Source organism: Gemmatimonadota bacterium (assembly GCA_039715185.1).
In the GTDB taxonomy this organism is placed as follows: domain Bacteria; phylum Gemmatimonadota; class Gemmatimonadetes; order Longimicrobiales; family RSA9; genus DATHRK01.
Genome location: JBDLIA010000075.1, coordinates 1 through 15,723 on the forward strand (window position 1 = coordinate 1; position 15,723 = coordinate 15,723).

Genomic DNA, 15,723 nt, shown 5'->3' on the forward strand with positions numbered 1-15,723 from the left:
ATGCGCCCGCGGGGCAAGGCGGAACGACGCGCCGTAGCCGTCGCTACGGCAAGGAGTTCCAACGCCGCAGCCGCGGGATGCAGCGCGCGCCGAATGCCTACGGGACTTCTGCAACGGTACGCTAGCCCTTCCCCATGGGCAGCGGGTGGTCCACCGGCCTGGGAATCAGGCTCTCGCCTTCGGTCCTGGCCACGAACGACGCGGCGGTCAGGTCGCCGGTCACGTTCACCGCCGTCCTGAGCATGTCCAGAATCCTGTCTACGCCCAGGATCAGCGCTATGCCGGCCGCGGTCTGCTCCTGCATGCCGACGGACTGGAGCACCATGATCAGCATGATGATGCCCGCGCTCGGCACGCCCGCGGTGCCGACGCTCGCCAGCGTGGCGGTGAGCACTATCGTCAACTGCGCCCCCACGTCCAGCGGGACCGCGTAGATCTGCGCGATGAACATCACCGCGACCGCCTGATAGAGGGCCGTCCCGTCCATGTTGATGGTGGCGCCCAGGGGCAGCACGAAGCTGCTCACCTCGTTGGAGATGCCCAGATCCTCCTCGGCCGTCTCCATGGTCAGCGGCAGCGTGGCGTTGGAACTCGAGGTGGAGAAGGCCACCAGCGGCGCCTCCGCGATGCGTTTGAAGAACGTCGCGGGGTTCATGCGTACGACAAACCGCATTACCAGCCCATAGGTACCCAGCGCGTGCAGGAGCAAACCGGCCACCACGGTGATGGCATACAGGGCCAGGGACTGCAACAAGTCCAGCCCGAACTGCGACACTACCGAGGCGATGAGCGCGAACACCGCGTAGGGCGCCAGCTTCATGATCCAGTCGATCAACACCAACACGGCGTCGTTTACCCCGTGGAAGAAGCCCAGGACGGCGTCCCTGCGATCCTCGCGGATGATGCTCACCGCGGCGCCGAAGATGATCGTAAAGATGATCAGCGGTAGCATGTCTCCGTTGGCCGCCGCGGACACGGGGTTCGACGGGACCATGTTGACGAGGACCTCTACCAGGCTCGGCTTGCTCATGGCGAGGTCGACCCGACCCGCGGCTTCCTCAGCGAAGGTCGCCGCCAGGCTGTCCCGGGTGACCGGGTCGATGCGAGAACCGGGTCGCACCACCTGTGACAGAACCAGGCCGATTGTCACCGCGATCGCGGTGGTGCTCAGGTAGAACGCGATCGTCTTGCCCCCGATGCGGCCGAGCTTGCGGATGTCGCCCAGCGACGCGGTGCCGATCAGCAGACTCGCGACCACCAGCGGGATCACCACCATGGTTATCAGCCTGATGAAGATCGTACCCACCGGCTCGACCGTCTGCAGGAAAACCTGGAGCCACGCGAGGTCCGCGACGTTGGCGACCAGTCCGGCGACGACGCCGAGCACCAGACCGATCAGGATCTTGTTGTACAGGGCCATGCTAGCTCCGCTCTCGGGGTTTGGGCGGCGGGAAGTGTGAACGGACCCCGCGCCCCCTCGCAAGGCGGCCAAAGGCCCGGATGTCGCTCGTGAAGCGAGCGCCCCCCGACGCGCGGTGCTATTTTTCGCGCCGATGAGAACGAGAACCTCCTTGCGACACCCGGGCGCGCGGCGGGCTCCACGACCACCGAGTCGGGCCCGGGCCCGGGGCGGCCCGTGTCGCGCCGTGGCGGTCCTGGCGGCAGCGGCCCTGTTGGGCGCCGCCTGCGACGCGGGTCCGGATCCCGCCGCGGACGGCGCGGAACGGGAGGGAGGGCGGCCCAGCGCCGACCGCGCCAAGGCCGCCGACGGCCGCTACCACCGCGAGCTGACGTTTCTGGCGGCCGAGGGCCGACGGGCGCTCGTGTACGCTTCCGCCGCGAACGTAACCGGCGGCGGCGGCGAGGTGCGCTCGCGGGCGTGGGCGGACGACGGCTCGGGCTGGCGCGGCCTCGTAGACGAGTCACGCCGCTTCGCGGAGCTGCGGGAGCCGTGGAGGTTGTTCCCGCTCGGGGCGGCCCGCCTCGTCGTGGGCGATGACGGCGCGCTCGCCCTGATGACGCTGCCCGGACCACGCGGAGCGCTGCGGCTGCGTCCCATCTCGCCACCCACCCAACTGTCCACCGAGTCCGCCCGCATCGGCGTGCGCGAAGCGACGCTGACTACTCCCGAGGACTCCATCGTCGGCGTCCTCGTCGACGTCACCGCGGTCTTCGAGCCGGAGGACTCGGCCCGGGTGGCGCTGCGCGGCGTACTCACTTCGCTGGAAGGTCCCCTGGTGGTGCTCGTGTCCGCGCCAACCGGGGTCGAGGTGCTCGTCGCCGACGTGGGCGAGGTGGATCCCATCGAGTCCGCCATCCGCCTCGAGCCCGGTGTCGGGCGGGGGGAGTGGCGCATCCTGTCCGCCGACACGGGGGTCGTGGGGACTCTCCGGCCGCTGGACGGCGGGGACGGCGCCCCCGGCGACGCGGTATCGGTATCCGGACGCCTCGCGCTCGCCGGCACCCTCTACCCGCTGGCCGGCGTGCTGCGCGTGCCGGCTACGCCGGCGCCCTGAACCCGCGAATGCCTCGATAGTGGACTTGGTCCAGGCGCTGGCCACGGTGTTCTTCGGGGCGCTGGCGGGGGGGATCACCAACTCCGTCGCGATCTGGATGCTGTTCCACCCCTACGAGCCGCCCACGCTCGGCCGACGAAGGCTCTCTCTCCTGCAGGGCGCCATCCCGAAGAACAAGGCGCGCCTGGCGCATCGCATCGGCGCGACCGTCGGCGACAAGCTGCTGACCCCCGAGGATCTCGGACGCACCGTCAGCGAGCCCGCTTTTCGCGAGGCCTTCGACGAGCGACTCGCCGATTTCCTCCGCGCCGCTCTGCACGAGGAGCGGGCCTCTCTGCGAGAGGAGCTGCCGGACGCGCTCGGAGACGCGCTGGAGGGACTCGTCGCGGAGATGTCCGACGGCATCCTGGAGCGACTGGACGCCTACCTGGCGGGCGAGGAGTTCCGGGACCGCGCCGAGGACTGGACCGCGCGCCTGGCCGAAGACGTGGGCGACCAGGAAATCGGCGAGCTGATCACGCCGGAGCGCGAGGAGGCGATCGCCACCGCGGTGGGCGGCTGGCTGGGAGAGGCGGTAGAGGGCGAAGGGTTCGAGAGCGCGATTCACGACTACCTGGACACCGTCGCCGAGCGCATCCTGACGCCCGGCCGCACGTTCGAGGAAATCCTGCCGGTGGGCCTCGTGGGCGCCTTCGAGCGCGGCGTCTCCAGCTACCTGCCGCTCGCGCTGGAGCGCCTAGCGGGCACGCTGGAGGATCCGCGGGCCCGCGAGCGCGTCGAGACGATCGTGCATGAGATCCTCGACCGCTTCATGAGGGACCTGCGCTTCCACCAGCGCCTGGTCGCGGCGCTGGTCATCACGCCCGAGACCATCGACAAGGTGCTGCGCGCTGTGGAGTCGGAGGGGGCCAACAAGGTCGCGGAGGCGCTGGACGACCCGGCCCTGCGCGACGCCATGGCGCGCGGCGTAAACGAAGCGGTCGTGGACTTCCTGCGCCGGCCCGCGGTGAGCGTGCTGGGGTCCCCCGGCGACGACAGCGTGGAAAGCGCCAAGGAGACGGTCGCCGGCTGGGTGCTCAAGGGCGCGCGCGAGGAGCAGACCCACACGTTCCTGGTCGACAAGCTGCGCACCGGGCTGGGCATCGCCGAGCACCGCACCTGGGGCGACCTCTTCCGGCGCCTGCCGCCCGAACGGCTCGCCGAGTTCCTGATCGGCGTCGCGCGCTCGCGCGAAGCCGCGGGGATCTATCGCGAGGCCTTCGGCAAGCTCGCGAGCGCTATCATCGACCGTCGGATCGGGCGGCCCGCAGACTACCTGCCGGAGGAGGCGCCGGACCGGATCGAGGAGGCGATCGCCGATCCCCTCTGGGGCTGGCTGCAGGCGCAGGTACCGTCACTGGCGGCGCGGATCGACATCGCGGGGAAGGTGGAGCAGAAGATCTTGGACTACCCCACCGCCAAGCTGGAGGCACTCATCCGCGCCGTCACCCAGAAGGAGCTCAAGATGATCGTGCGGCTGGGCTACGTGCTGGGCGCGGTGGTGGGCTCCGTGCTGCTGGCTGTAAACGCGCTCCTGGGCTGAACGCGTGGCGCCGGAGGGGAGCGCCCACCACTTTGGTCGGGTTGCGCGCGAGCGTCGGCCTGTAGAGTAGATCGGAGCAAAGAGAGCGCCCTTGAACCGAGTTCTCAGACTCGTCCGGGACATCCACCGCCGCTCCATGTGGCAGGTGCTCGGCGTCTACGCGGCGTCTTCCTGGGGTGTACTGCAGGTCGTCGAGTTCCTGATCGAAGGCACCGGCTTTCCGGATTGGGTGTCGCCCGCTGCCCTGATCCTGCTCCTCATCGGCCTGCCGATCGTGCTGGCCACGGCATTCGTGCAGGAGGGCGCGCCGGGGCGCGCCGAGGCCGTCGCGCCGGTTACGCCGGCCGGCCCCGGCGAGGAGGGAGCGACCGGAGCGCGAGAGGTCGTGACCGCCGCTACCGCGGCCAGGCCCGGGCGGCGAGCCCTCCTCACCTGGCGCAACGCCACGCTGGGCGGCGCGGCCGCGTTCGCGCTGCTCGCCCTGGCGATCGGCGGGTTCTTTCTCATGCGCAACCTCGGCTTCGGCCCGCTCGCGACGCTCCAGGCGCAGGGCGTACTCGACGAGCGCGACGAGATCCTCCTGGCCGACTTCACCAACCGGACTAACGACTCCACGCTGGCTACGGTCGTGACGGAAGCGCTGCGGGTCGACCTAGACAATTCGGATTTTCTGTCGATCATAAGCCCGGCTCGGGCGGGCGAGGTGCTCGCCAGGATGGGCAGGGCGGGAGACGGCATGGATGAGGACGCGGCGCTGGAGGCAGCTACGCGTGAGGGCATCCCGGCGGTGCTGGCGGGTGAAGTCAGTCCGCTGGGCGGAGGCTTCGTCCTGACCGGTCGCGTGGTGAGGCCGGGCGGAGACGTGCTCGCGTCGTTCAGGACGGTCGCGCGCGACGACGACGAGTTGATCGACGCGATCGACGAGCTGTCCGCGGACATCCGCGGCAAGGCGGGCGAGTCGCTCAGATCCGTGGCCCGCAGCGATCCGCTGGAGAGCGTGACGACCGCGTCCCTGGAGGCGCTGCGGCTATTCTCACGCGCCCTGGCTCTTTTCGATCAGGGCGCGTTCCTCGAGCCCATCCCGCTCCTGGAGGAGGCCGTCGAGATCGACCCCGACTTCGCCATGGCGCACCGCAAGCTCGCGGTCCTCCTGGCCAATAGGGGCGGCGATCCGGCTCGCGTGCGGGCGGCTGCGACCCGCGCGTACGAGTTGCGCGACCGGCTCACCGAGCGCGAGCGCGGCCTGGCCGAGGCCTACTATTACTCGGAGGTCGAGGAGGATCGGGACCGCACCGTGCGGGCGTACGAGCAGGTGCTGGCGATCGACTCGACCGAACCCACGGCGCTGAACAACCTGGGTCTCCAGTACCGGCTGGATGGGAAGTTCGATGAAGCGGAGATCCTGCTCAGGAGGGCCGCCGCCCGGCGCGACGCCAGCCCGAGCCCCTTAGTCAACCTCATTACCCTGACGTGGAATACCAGGCGAGACCGGGAGGCCATGGCCTGGCTCGATTCGTTGGTTTCGCGCCACCCGGACTCGCCCCTGTCCATGGGTTTCCGGGGCTACCTACCGCACCTGCAGCGCCGCTGGAGTGAATCACGAGAGGTGGGAAGGGACATAGCGGCCTCATACTCCGGCGTACCGTTCCTCGTCCAGAACGGGCTCGGTCTCGCCGCCTCCGCCAGCCTGGGCCTGGGCGCGCTGGGCGAGGCGCGCGAGGACCTTCGGCAGGCTACCGACCACGCGACGCGAAGCGGCGATCCCGGCTCCATCCTCGGAGTGGCGACTCAATGGGCCTACGCCGAACTCCTGGCCGTGGAGAATGAGGCGGCCGCCCTGGCCCTTCTCGACGAGGCGCTGGAAGCGGTCCCTGACCTGGACGCCGCTCCGGGAGCGGCCTTGGTTGCCGCCACCTTGCTCGCGTTGGCCGGCGATTCCGAAAGCGGACGGGGCGTAGTGGACGCCGTCGAGGAGGGGACCCCGGACGACCTCCGCAACTCCGATTTCCAGCGCGCGAGGCGCGCGTTCGACTACGCGGACGCGTACGCCGCGCGGCGCTATGAGGAGGCGGTGCGTGAGGCCGATGCGTTGCTCGAGACCGAGGTGGCGTGCGCTGAAGCGCGCTGCGCCTTCGTGTTCTTTCACGCCCGCGCGCTCGACGCCGCGGGGCGTGGAGACGAGGCGATCGAAGCCTACGAGCGGGTCCTCGACGGCCCCGAAATGGACTGGGGCTGGTTCGACCCGATCGAGACGGGCGTGGCGCTCGAGCGGCTGGTCCTGCTCCACGCGGAAAACGGCGACGCGGTCAAGGCCGCCGAGTACATGAACCGGTACGAAGCAATGTGGGGGGACGCGGACGAAGAATTGGCGCGGCGCGTAAGGCGCACGCGCGAGGCGATACGGTCCCTGGCGGTCCCTGCCGACACCTAGGGCGCCGCACCCCTGGCGAGCCCGCTACTGCCCGGTAGCCGCCTCCAGCCCGGCCCGGATCTCGGGCGGGATCACCTTGGATCGCTCGGCGTGGTAGTCGTAGAGCACCTGGTCCGTAGCTCCCTCCACCAGCACCCGACCGCCCGGCCCGCGCAGCTCGTACTCGAGCCCGAAGCTGCTGTTGCCGACCCGGGACACCCGCAGGTGCACCCTAGCCGAAAGCGGAAAGCGCACCCGCGCCCGGTAGCTCAGGCGCACGCCGGCCATGATGTAGTCGATCGCCTCCAGGTCGTCGCGGCCGGTGAGATGACGCCAGAAGGCGGCGCGCGCCTCCTCGAAGTAGATCAACGGCAGGGAATGGTGCGCGTGGCCCATCGGGTCGAGGTCCCTGAAGCGGACCGTGACCGGATACTCGAAGGGGAACGCAGGGGTCGCCGGGGCGGCGTCCGCGGCCGGCGGGGTCTCGCTCACCGCCGAGGTTTCGGCGGCCGGAGCCAATCCAGGAAGCGGTGCTTGGCGATGCGGCGCCGGGGGAAGTTCTCGCCCACGACGCGATCCCGCGGGCCATCCAGGCCCGGATACCCGAGGCCCGCCCAGATCCCCAAACCCAGCGCGGCCAAAGCGCCCAGCACGTACCAGAACATGGGCCGAATTGTAAGCGCGCCCGCTCGGCGCGCCAAGGCCGGGCGCGGCCGCGGTTCGCCGGCTAGCGCTCGACTCGCCGATGGGACCGGGTCCGCCTACCTGGCGCCGCTGTAACGTCCGTCTCCCGCCGCCGGTAACGACCAATACAGACCGAAGAATCGCCAGGGATGGGGCGGCGCTGTGGGGTTCTCCCCGGGGTTCCCGTCACGGCATCGGCTCGCAACCAGAGAGGGACAACAATGCGCCGGATCAGTTTGTTCGCTTGCCTGACCATCATCGTTCCGACACACGGGTGGGCACAATCCACCGGGCATGACGAAGCGCCATACGCGGTGCTGTCGGAAGCCGAAGAGATCGCTCTAGCCCGCAGCGCCGCGCCCGCAGACGTATCGGCGGACGCCGACATCTGGGTTGTGAAAAGCGGTCGCTATGAACTGGCACGCCGGGGCAGCAACGGGAACGCCTGCCTAGTGGGCCGAAACGCGGCGTTGACAGACGCGTTCCTGGAAGATAGCAAGCGCCACCTCGCCCCCATCTGCTACGACGCGGAGGGAGCCAGGACGGTCCTGCAAATGGAGCAGCGCAAGCTCCAGCTCAGGCTGCAGGGCAGGACTCGTGACGAAGTACGGGCGACGATCGCCGAAGAACTGGCCTCCGGCGAACTGCCCACGCCCAAGCGCCCGGCGATGTCCTACATGTTGTCTTCCGGTCAGCAACTGTATCACTCGGGGAATTTCGCCGGCAATTGGAAGCCCCACCTGATGATCTACGTGCCGGGCCTGACCGAGGCCGACATCGGCTTCCAGGATCGCAGTTATCGCGACATCCAGGTTCAGAACGAGGGGCAGCCCAATGCCATTCTTGTCGTGGTCATGGCTGACTTCATCGATCCTTGACGCGGGTCATCGGCGCGCCGAGCTCTCCTCGGCGCGCCGCGACTCTGCGCGGCCGAGGTTTCGAGCGCTAGCGCTCGATCTCGCCGATGGCGCGCACCGCCGTGCGCAGCCCGTACACTCCCACCGCCAGCGAGAGCGCAGCGGCGCCCCCGAGCCCAGCGAGAACGGGGAGCGTCTGGCTGGCACCCACCTCCACGCCGCGCGCCCCGGCGCGCAAAAACGCCATGACCGGGAACGCCTCCAAGACGATGACCGCGGCCAAGTAGGCCACCGCGAGCATCATGAACAGGAAGCCGCCGTACCCGGTGGAGATCTCGGCGGCGTTGGCCGTCTCGAAGCGGGGGTGCGTGGCGCCGATCCCCAGCGCGAGAGCGGACACAGCCAGGGTGACCGCGATCATGGTCGCCACCCCCAGCGTCATCATGAACGGCCCCACGCGCAGGATCAGGTTGGTGACGACGGTGAGCCCCACCGCCAGGATCAGCAGCGGCGCGGTCCCGGACACGTACTTGGTCCAGACCAGCTTGCGCAGGTCCAGGGGCGCCGACTTGAGCAGCCAGAGGTGCCGGCCTTCCAGGCTCACCGCCGGGAACAGGAAGCGCGCGGCGATCGCCGACAACACGAACCCCGCCACCCCCAGGTTCACGAACGCCACCGCGTTGGTGAGCGTGAAGCTCACCGCCTCGCCGGTGAACAGCGGCAGCGCCCGGATGTTGTATACGTACACGACCACGAGGACCACGAGCAGCGCGAGCTGCGACCACTGCGTCGTGTCGCGGAAGAAGGTGCGCCCGTCCTTGGCCATGAGCGCGCGCACGGGCGCCGACGCAGGCCGCAGCAGCGTCCTCTCCCACGCGGACCCCGCTCCCCCGCACGCGTGCTCCTGCAGGCGCGCCCCCTCCTGCGCCCGCGAGAAGCCTTGGCCGTAGAGCCGGCCGTGCAGCCACGCTCCCATCACCACCAAGGCGGCTGCGGTCCCCACGAGCAGCGCGAACGGGAACCAGTCGGGCCGCTCCGCCACGGTCGCGAGGATGGACGTCGCGGCCCATTCGCTCGGCAGCCACGCCGCGCTGGGGGTCTCCAGCGCGGACACGAACGCCACCAGGTTGCCGAAGCCCTCGGGGCTCGCGAGCCGCTCCGGCCGCACCACGCGGAGCGCGACCACCACGCCCGCGATGCCGAACAGCCCGATCAGCGCGAGCAGGTCGCGCGCGCGCCGCGCCGGAAAGATGTTGACCAGCAGGAGCGTGACGGCGGCGCCGAGCACGGCGGGGATGGCGAACAAGGCGAGCAACGCCGCGACCGCCACCGCCCCGAACAGCGGCCCGGCGCCGTACGCCACCGCGTAGGACGCCAGGATGGGGATCAGCATCAACGCCACCATCCACGACGACTGCAGAGCCGTCTCGATCAACCTCGCCAGGTAGACGCGGAACTCGTCGACCGGCGCCGCCTGGATCAGCTCCAGGTCGTCGGCCAGGAAGAAGGTGGACAGCGCGGCTATGACGTTGGAAAGCAGCAGGATCCCCAGGAACGCCAGCAGCACCAGGCCCAGCAGCTTGGCCGCCAACGCGTCGCCGATGCCCTCGGTCGCGCGGAAGTAGCTGACCATGCGGTGGACGACCCAGAAGACCGCGAGAAAGAACACCGCGCCCACCGCGGCGAACGCCGCTCCGCGACCGTCTCCCTTCGTGCCCCGGAAACGCTGCGTTTGGGCGCGCCAGCGCGGGCCCAGCAGCAGCGCGAGGCCGGCATCCGAGGCGCGCCCGCCGGCGGCGCTCACCGCTCGCCGCCGGCGCTCGGCGCAGCCGGCTGACCGGCCTCGCGCAGGGCACCCACGACGTCGGCCACGTCCGTGCCCCCGGTCAGGCGCAGAAAGACCTCTTCGAGGCCGGCCCCGCCCGCCGAGGAGGCCGCCCTGAGCTCGGTCATCGTCCCCACCGCGCGCACCCGCCCGCCCTCCAGGATGGCGATGCGGTCGCACAGCGCCTCGGCCACCTCCAGCGTGTGCGTGGACATGAAAACGGTCCCGCCCTGTTCGGTGAACGCTCTCAGCAAGTCCTTGATGAGGCGCGCGCCCTTGGGGTCCAGCCCGACCATCGGCTCGTCGACCACGATGACCTCGGGCGAGTGCACCAGCGCAGAGCTGATGAGCAGCTTCTGGCGCATCCCGTGGCTGTAGCTCTCGATCAGGGTGTCGGCCCAGCGGGTGAGCCCGAACAGATCCAGGAGCTCCGCGGAGCGCGCGTCGATCAGCTCGCCCTCGAGCCCCCACAGGCCCGCGACGAAGCGCAGAAACTCGACGCCGGTGAGCTTGTCGTACAGGAAGGGCCGGTCCGGGATGTAGCCGACGCGGCGCTTGGCCTCCATCGCCTCGAGCACGACGTCCTTGCCGTGCACGAGCACGCGCCCGGCGCTGGGCCTGAGCGACCCGACGAGCATGCGGATGCTGGTGGTCTTGCCGGCGCCGTTGGGGCCCAGGAAGCCGAACAACTCTCCCTGGGCCACCTCCAGGTCGACGCCGTCTACGGCGGTGAACACGCCGTAGCGCTTGGTCAGGCCCTCGAAGCGGATCGCGGCCTCGGAGGCGCGCGGCCCGATCACGCCACCACCTCCAGCCGCAGTCGGCCGATGAGGCGCAGCAGCTCGACCTGCCGGGCCAGCCCGCCCACCAGGAAGCGCAGGTGGCTCGCGTCGGCGGGGAACTGGCCCAGCGTGGGGTCGACCGCCACCCAGCGGTCGTCCAGCCAGACCTCCGGCCAGGCGTGGTAGTAGAAGCGCTCGCCCATGTGCACCAGACCGGCTGCGGTGCGCGCCGGCAGGCCCAGAGAGCGCGCCAGGGCGACGTACAGCACGGTGTGCTCGTTGCAGTCGCCCTCGCGCGCGTCCAGCACCTGCAGCGCGCTGGGCAGGCTGAGGGTCACGTTCTTCTCGAGGGCGTCGTAGACCCACTCGTTGATGAGCCGCGCGACCGCCGTCGGATCCATCTCGCCGCCCACGATCGCCCGCGCCGCTTCCTGGATGCGGGGATCGTCCGATTGTACGAGCGGCGTCGCCGCGAGGCTCCTCGCCAGATCGGCCGGCGGGATCCCCGGCGGGGCGGTCCAGGGCAGCGCCCAGCCCGCGTCCGCGCCCAGGGTCTCAGTCGTGACCCGCAGCGTGTCGCCGGCCAGCGCCTGACGCCCGCCCGCGAGGTCGAATCCCTCCAGCTCCACGTTCAGTAGCCGCACCGCCAGGCCGTCACGTGCGCGCGCGTCGTCGAGCACGCCCGTCGCGATCGCCGTGCTCTCGATGATCGAGCCGTAGCCGGCGGAATTGGTCGGATCCGCGGAGGCGTCCTCCCAGGCGCTGCGGGCCAGCTCGAACGCCGTGCGCTGCATGCTGAACCCCAGCGGACTCTCGGCCGTGACCAGGCGCCCCTCGGCGTCCACGCGGCTGCGCACCCGCACCCCGGCGAACTCCTGCTCGATGGTCCACGCCGGTACCGTGTCGTACGTCTCGATGCGCCAGGTCTCCGAGTCCGGCTGCCACGTCACGCTGTCCGGCACGAGTACGGTGTCGCGCGCCGTGACCACCAGCCGCACGTCGCGGGTGTCCAGCACCGACGGGTCGAACACGCGGGCGCTGAGCTCGGCGCCGACCTCCAGGCGCCCGGACGCCGCCAGCCGCAGAGTCAGCGCTGAGGGGAGCAGCACATCGGCGGGTAGGCGGTGAGCGCGGCCGCCACCCGAGCCGTCGTCTATCGTCAGGGCCAGGACGCCGTCTTCGCCGGCCTCTCCGGCGGCGGAGAAACGCCCGATCTCGGAGTCCAGGTCGAACGCGAACCCGCGCACGCCCAGCGCTTCGTCGAGCGTCAGCTCGGTGCGCACGGTCGCGCGATGGACGCTGTCGAGCGCGGGCACGTCCAGTGTGAGCAGGTCGTCGTAGATGAAGCCGTCCGGCAGCGTGTCCAGGCGCGAGCTGGCGATGCCGATGGCCTGGTCGTCGGAGCGTACCGTGTAGAAGAAGGAACCGGGCCCGAGCGAGGCCGCCGAGGCCGCCAGCAGGGCTTCCGGGGCGCGGAAGGCCACGCGGCGGATCTGCCAACCGACGAGACCCAGCCAGACCACCAGGATCGCGCCGCCCAGGGCGCGGCGCGGCGTCACTCTCCCTCGCCGTCGTCCACGCACGCGCGCACCCACTCCATGTAGGATACGAGTCCCGTGGAGACGTCCAGGACCAGTACTTCCGGAACGTCGTAAGGGTGCATCTCGGCAACGCGCCTGATCATCGTCGGCGCCGCGCTCTGTGTCGTCTTGAGCACCACGAGGACCTCCGCCGCCTCTTCCACCGCCCCTTGCCATCGATAAATCGAGCGCGAGCCGGCCACGATGTTGCCGCAGGCCGCGAGCCGCTCCTCCACCAGAATCCGCACGATGCGCCCGGCTGTTTCCTCGTCGGGCGCCGACATGAGCGCCACGCGCACGTCGCTCACGCGCTGCCTCCCTTCCCCGCCCTCAGTCGTCCGAGTCGCCTCCGGGCTCTTGCTCCGGCACGAACTCGGCGATGACGTCGTCCTCGGTGTCGTAAAGCGCCTCGATCGTATCGGCGTAACGCTCCAAAACGACCCGCCGCTTGACCGACTGCTTCGGCGTCAACTCACCCGACTCGATCGTGAACGGGTGCTCCAGCAGGCCGATCTTCTTGGGGGTCTGGTAGCGGGCCAGGCGCGCGAAGCACGCGAACACCTCGTCGAACATCTTTCTCTGCACGGTGGCATTCTCGATGAGCGCGCGTTCGGTGTCGACGCGCACTCCGTTGGCCGCGGCCCACGGCGCTAGGGCGTTGAAGTCCGGAACCACCAGGAGCACGGTGTAGGGCTTCCGATCCCCCACCATGACGACCTCCTGGACGAACTTGTTGGCCTTCGCCGCCTGCTCGATGGGCGCCGGGGCCACGTTCTTTCCGCCCGCCGTTACCAGGATTTCCTTCTTGCGATCGGTGATCTTGAGGAACCCATCGGCATCGATTTCGCCGATGTCGCCCGTGTGGAACCAGCCGTCCACGAGTGCCGCCTCGGTCTCCTCCGGCAGGTTGTAGTATCCCGGCATGACCTGCGGACCGCGGATCAGGATTTCCCCGTCGTCGGCGATCTTCACTTCTGTTCCGGGGATCGGCTTGCCCACGGTGCCGATGCGCCGATTCTCGGGGGTGTTCACGTTCGTTACGGGCGACGTCTCGGAGAGTCCGTACCCCTCCAGGATCAGAACGCCGGCGGCGTGGAAGAAGCGCGCGATGTCCGCGCTCAGCGGCGCGCCCCCGGAGATGAAGAACTCCAGCTCCCCGCCAACGCCCGCCCTGACCTTGGAGAACACCAGGCGGTCGGCCACGGCGTGCCGTATCCGCACCGCCAACGGAGGCTCCCTGCCGGCGAGAGTGTCCTCCGCCCAGCGCTCGCCCACGCCCGCGGCCCAGTCGACGAGCTTGCCGCGGATACCCGGCGTGGCCATCACGCGAGCGTGGATCTTCTCGTAAAGCCGTGGCACCGCGGCGACTATGTGGGGCTTCACCTCCACCATGTTCCGGGGCACCGCCGAGATCGACTCGGCGTAGGATATGGTCACCCCGGCGCGGAACAAGGCGTAGTCCAGCATGCGCTCGAAGATGTGCGCCAGCGGCAGGAGGCTGAGAGCGCGCCTGGCTTTGCGCAACGGCAGCGCGATGAGGCTCGCCTCCACGTCGTAGAAGAGGTTGCCGTGGGTCAGCATCACGCCCTTGGGCGTGCCCGTCGTGCCGGACGTGTAGAGAATTGTGAGCAGGTCGTCGGGCTCGGGCGCGGCGGCCAGCTCCTCGAAATCCGCTCCGGCCTGGCCGGTCGCGCGCGCATCCGCCCCGGCCCGCATCAGGTCGCGCAGCGTGATGACGTAGTCGTCGCCGTCAAGGCCCGTGTCGTCGTCGAAGGCGATCAGCTTCTCGACCGAGGGCAACTCGCCGCGGATGGCGAGCACCTTGTCACGCTGTTCCGCGTCCGACACGAACACGATACGGACGCCGCTGTCGGCCAACAGGTACTGGATCTGGGACGCCGGGAGCGTGGCGTACACGGGCACCGATACCGCGCCGCGACACATGATGGCGTAGTCCGCCAGCGCCCAGCCGAGTCGATTCTCGGACAGGATGGCCAGGCGGTCTCCCGGCTCCTGGCCGAGCGTCTCCAGGCCGGCCGCTACATCCCGCACCCGCTCGAGCAGCTCGGCGTGGCTCATGCCACGCCACGCGCCCGATTCCTTGGTGCGGAAAGCATCCCGCGCGGGCCATTCCGCGCACGCCTCCAGAAAGAGCTGCGTAATGGTGCCCGCGGGGATGTCGAGCGGGGTCGCGGCGTACGTCCCGTCGCGCACGACGGTCTCCGGGGGTCCGGCGTTCAAGACGCCTCCGTGGCAGCGATCAATCGATGTGAACGTCGAAACGTACGTCGATGTCTTCGCGGAGTGAATGGAGCGCGCTGCAGTACTTCTCGTGCGACAGAGTCACCGCCCGCCCGAGCTTGTCCTCGTCCGCCGGATCGATCCCGCGGGCCCGGTAGCTGAAACGGATGGCCGTGTAGCGGCGGGGCGGCTGCTCAGCCCGGGTCGCGGTGATCGACACCGTGAGGTGGCTCATGGGGAGCCGCATCTTCGCCGCTATGTCCACGATATCCGACGCCGTGCAGCCAGCCAGCGAGTGGAGGAGGAGCTGCATGGGCGAAGGCCCGGCGACGCCGTCACCGTCCACCACGACCGCCGGGGCGGCGGCGGCTTGGGACACGAAGCGCATGCCTTGGCCGAGCCACTCCGCGGCCACTTGCGCGTCGACGCGGATCGGTGAGGAATCGTCCAAGGGAGAGGTGGCCGCTCCCGACGCCCCTGCCGCGGCGTCGGTGTCGGCGCGGCTCATGGGCTGGGCCAGGCTTCCTGCTGACCGACCGCGGGCTCGCTCGGGGTCCCGGCCCCGGCGTCGGTGCCGGCCTCCGGCTCGGCTTCCGGGGCGTCCGCGGCGGCCTCGTCGTCACCCCCGCGAATCCGGGCCAGGGTGGACCGGGCGTGCTCCACGTGACGGAGCGTATCCGAGCCGTCCGGAGGGGTGTTCAGAAAGGCCTCCAGCAGATCCTCCGCCTGGTCCTGCTGCCCAGCGTGCAGAAGCAGAAACGCCAGACCGTAGCGGGCGGCCGCGGCCGACGGGTCCTTGCGAAGCGCGTTGCGATAGGTCTTGATCGCCTCGTCGCTCATGCCGATGTGGGTATAGGCGACCGCGATCTGCTGCAGAGTAGCAGCGTCATCCGGGTTGTTGCGCAGAGCGAGTCGAAGAGAGGTCAGGGCCTCGTGGTGCTGGCCCGCGTTGAGCAGGGCGACGCCCTCCTCGTAGTAATCGATTGATTCGCCCGCGTCGCGGGAAAACAGTTTGCCGAAGAGCGACATGGCTAACTCGGAGAGCCCCCTCCCAACCGCACGGTCATCCCAGAGCCCAAGATAGGACCGTACCCGTGAGCACGCAACGCAAACGCCCGCCACCGTTTGCGGGGCGGAAGCTAGTGTACCGGCGCGGAAGTCCCGTGTGCACCGAGGCGCGTGATGCGCCCGCGGGGCAAGGCGGAACGACGCGCCGTAGCCGTCGCTACGGCAAGGAATTCCAACG

Annotated in this window: 14 protein-coding genes; 4 read left to right on the forward strand and 10 right to left on the reverse strand. The window is 69.8% G+C overall.

Annotated elements, in window-relative coordinates; all coding sequences use genetic code 11:
- Nucleotides 1-121 precede the first annotated feature (121 nt).
- Entirely contained in the window at nt 122-1,420 is a 1,299-nt protein-coding gene (locus tag ABFS34_12530; protein ID MEN8376267.1) for a dicarboxylate/amino acid:cation symporter, read from the reverse strand.
- A 226-nt stretch (nt 1,421-1,646) separates the two neighbouring features.
- Here ABFS34_12530 and ABFS34_12535 point away from each other — a divergent pair, with 226 nt between their 5' ends.
- The 3 genes from ABFS34_12535 (at nt 1,647) to ABFS34_12545 (ending at nt 6,529) form a co-directional block, all read left to right on the forward strand.
- A complete protein-coding gene (locus ABFS34_12535) occupies nt 1,647-2,516 on the forward strand; it encodes a hypothetical protein (protein MEN8376268.1) in 870 nt (289 codons plus the stop codon).
- A gap of 25 nt (nt 2,517-2,541) precedes the next feature.
- Nucleotides 2,542-4,098: a DUF445 family protein gene (locus ABFS34_12540; protein ID MEN8376269.1), complete on the forward strand. Its 1,557-nt coding sequence runs from the start codon at nt 2,542-2,544 to the stop codon at nt 4,096-4,098.
- 91 nt (nt 4,099-4,189) lie between these two features.
- Entirely contained in the window at nt 4,190-6,529 is a 2,340-nt protein-coding gene (locus ABFS34_12545) for a tetratricopeptide repeat protein (protein MEN8376270.1), read from the forward strand.
- A 24-nt stretch (nt 6,530-6,553) separates the two neighbouring features.
- Here ABFS34_12545 and ABFS34_12550 read toward each other — a convergent pair whose 3' ends face one another.
- Both ABFS34_12550 and ABFS34_12555 read right to left on the reverse strand, forming a co-directional pair.
- A complete protein-coding gene (locus tag ABFS34_12550) occupies nt 6,554-7,000 on the reverse strand; it encodes a thioesterase family protein (protein ID MEN8376271.1) in 447 nt (148 codons plus the stop codon).
- Entirely contained in the window at nt 6,997-7,209 is a 213-nt protein-coding gene (locus ABFS34_12555) for a hypothetical protein (protein ID MEN8376272.1), read from the reverse strand. The genes ABFS34_12550 and ABFS34_12555 overlap by 4 nt, the downstream gene beginning before the upstream one ends.
- Nucleotides 7,210-7,413: 204 nt before the next feature.
- Between ABFS34_12555 and ABFS34_12560 the strand changes: the two genes are divergently transcribed.
- Entirely contained in the window at nt 7,414-8,070 is a 657-nt protein-coding gene (locus ABFS34_12560; protein ID MEN8376273.1) for a hypothetical protein, read from the forward strand.
- Nucleotides 8,071-8,137: 67 nt separating this feature from the next.
- On the opposite strand, the gene ABFS34_12565 is transcribed toward ABFS34_12560, so the two are convergent.
- The 7 genes from ABFS34_12565 to ABFS34_12595 are packed head-to-tail and all read right to left on the reverse strand — an operon-like array spanning nt 8,138 to nt 15,506.
- The gene (locus ABFS34_12565) at nt 8,138-9,853 is read right to left on the reverse strand and encodes a hypothetical protein (GenBank protein ID MEN8376274.1); all 1,716 of its coding nucleotides are present in this window, start codon (nt 9,851-9,853) and stop codon (nt 8,138-8,140) included.
- Nucleotides 9,850-10,674 carry an ABC transporter ATP-binding protein gene (locus ABFS34_12570; protein ID MEN8376275.1) on the reverse strand — a complete coding sequence of 275 codons (825 nt, stop codon included), beginning with the start codon at nt 10,672-10,674 and terminating at the stop codon, nt 9,850-9,852. The genes ABFS34_12565 and ABFS34_12570 overlap by 4 nt, the downstream gene beginning before the upstream one ends.
- The gene (locus ABFS34_12575) at nt 10,671-12,215 is read right to left on the reverse strand and encodes a transglutaminase domain-containing protein (GenBank protein MEN8376276.1); all 1,545 of its coding nucleotides are present in this window, start codon (nt 12,213-12,215) and stop codon (nt 10,671-10,673) included. The genes ABFS34_12570 and ABFS34_12575 overlap by 4 nt, the downstream gene beginning before the upstream one ends.
- A complete protein-coding gene (gene cutA / locus ABFS34_12580; protein ID MEN8376277.1) occupies nt 12,212-12,544 on the reverse strand; it encodes a divalent-cation tolerance protein CutA in 333 nt (110 codons plus the stop codon). The genes ABFS34_12575 and cutA overlap by 4 nt, the downstream gene beginning before the upstream one ends.
- Before the next feature lie 22 nt (nt 12,545-12,566).
- A complete protein-coding gene (locus ABFS34_12585) occupies nt 12,567-14,477 on the reverse strand; it encodes a long-chain fatty acid--CoA ligase (protein MEN8376278.1) in 1,911 nt (636 codons plus the stop codon).
- Between the two features lie 19 nt (nt 14,478-14,496).
- On the reverse strand, nt 14,497-14,985 hold the full coding sequence (locus ABFS34_12590; protein MEN8376279.1) for an OsmC family protein: 489 nt from the start codon (nt 14,983-14,985) through the stop codon (nt 14,497-14,499).
- A complete protein-coding gene (locus ABFS34_12595; GenBank protein MEN8376280.1) occupies nt 14,982-15,506 on the reverse strand; it encodes a tetratricopeptide repeat protein in 525 nt (174 codons plus the stop codon). The genes ABFS34_12590 and ABFS34_12595 overlap by 4 nt, the downstream gene beginning before the upstream one ends.
- Between the last annotated feature and the right edge of the window lie 217 nt (nt 15,507-15,723).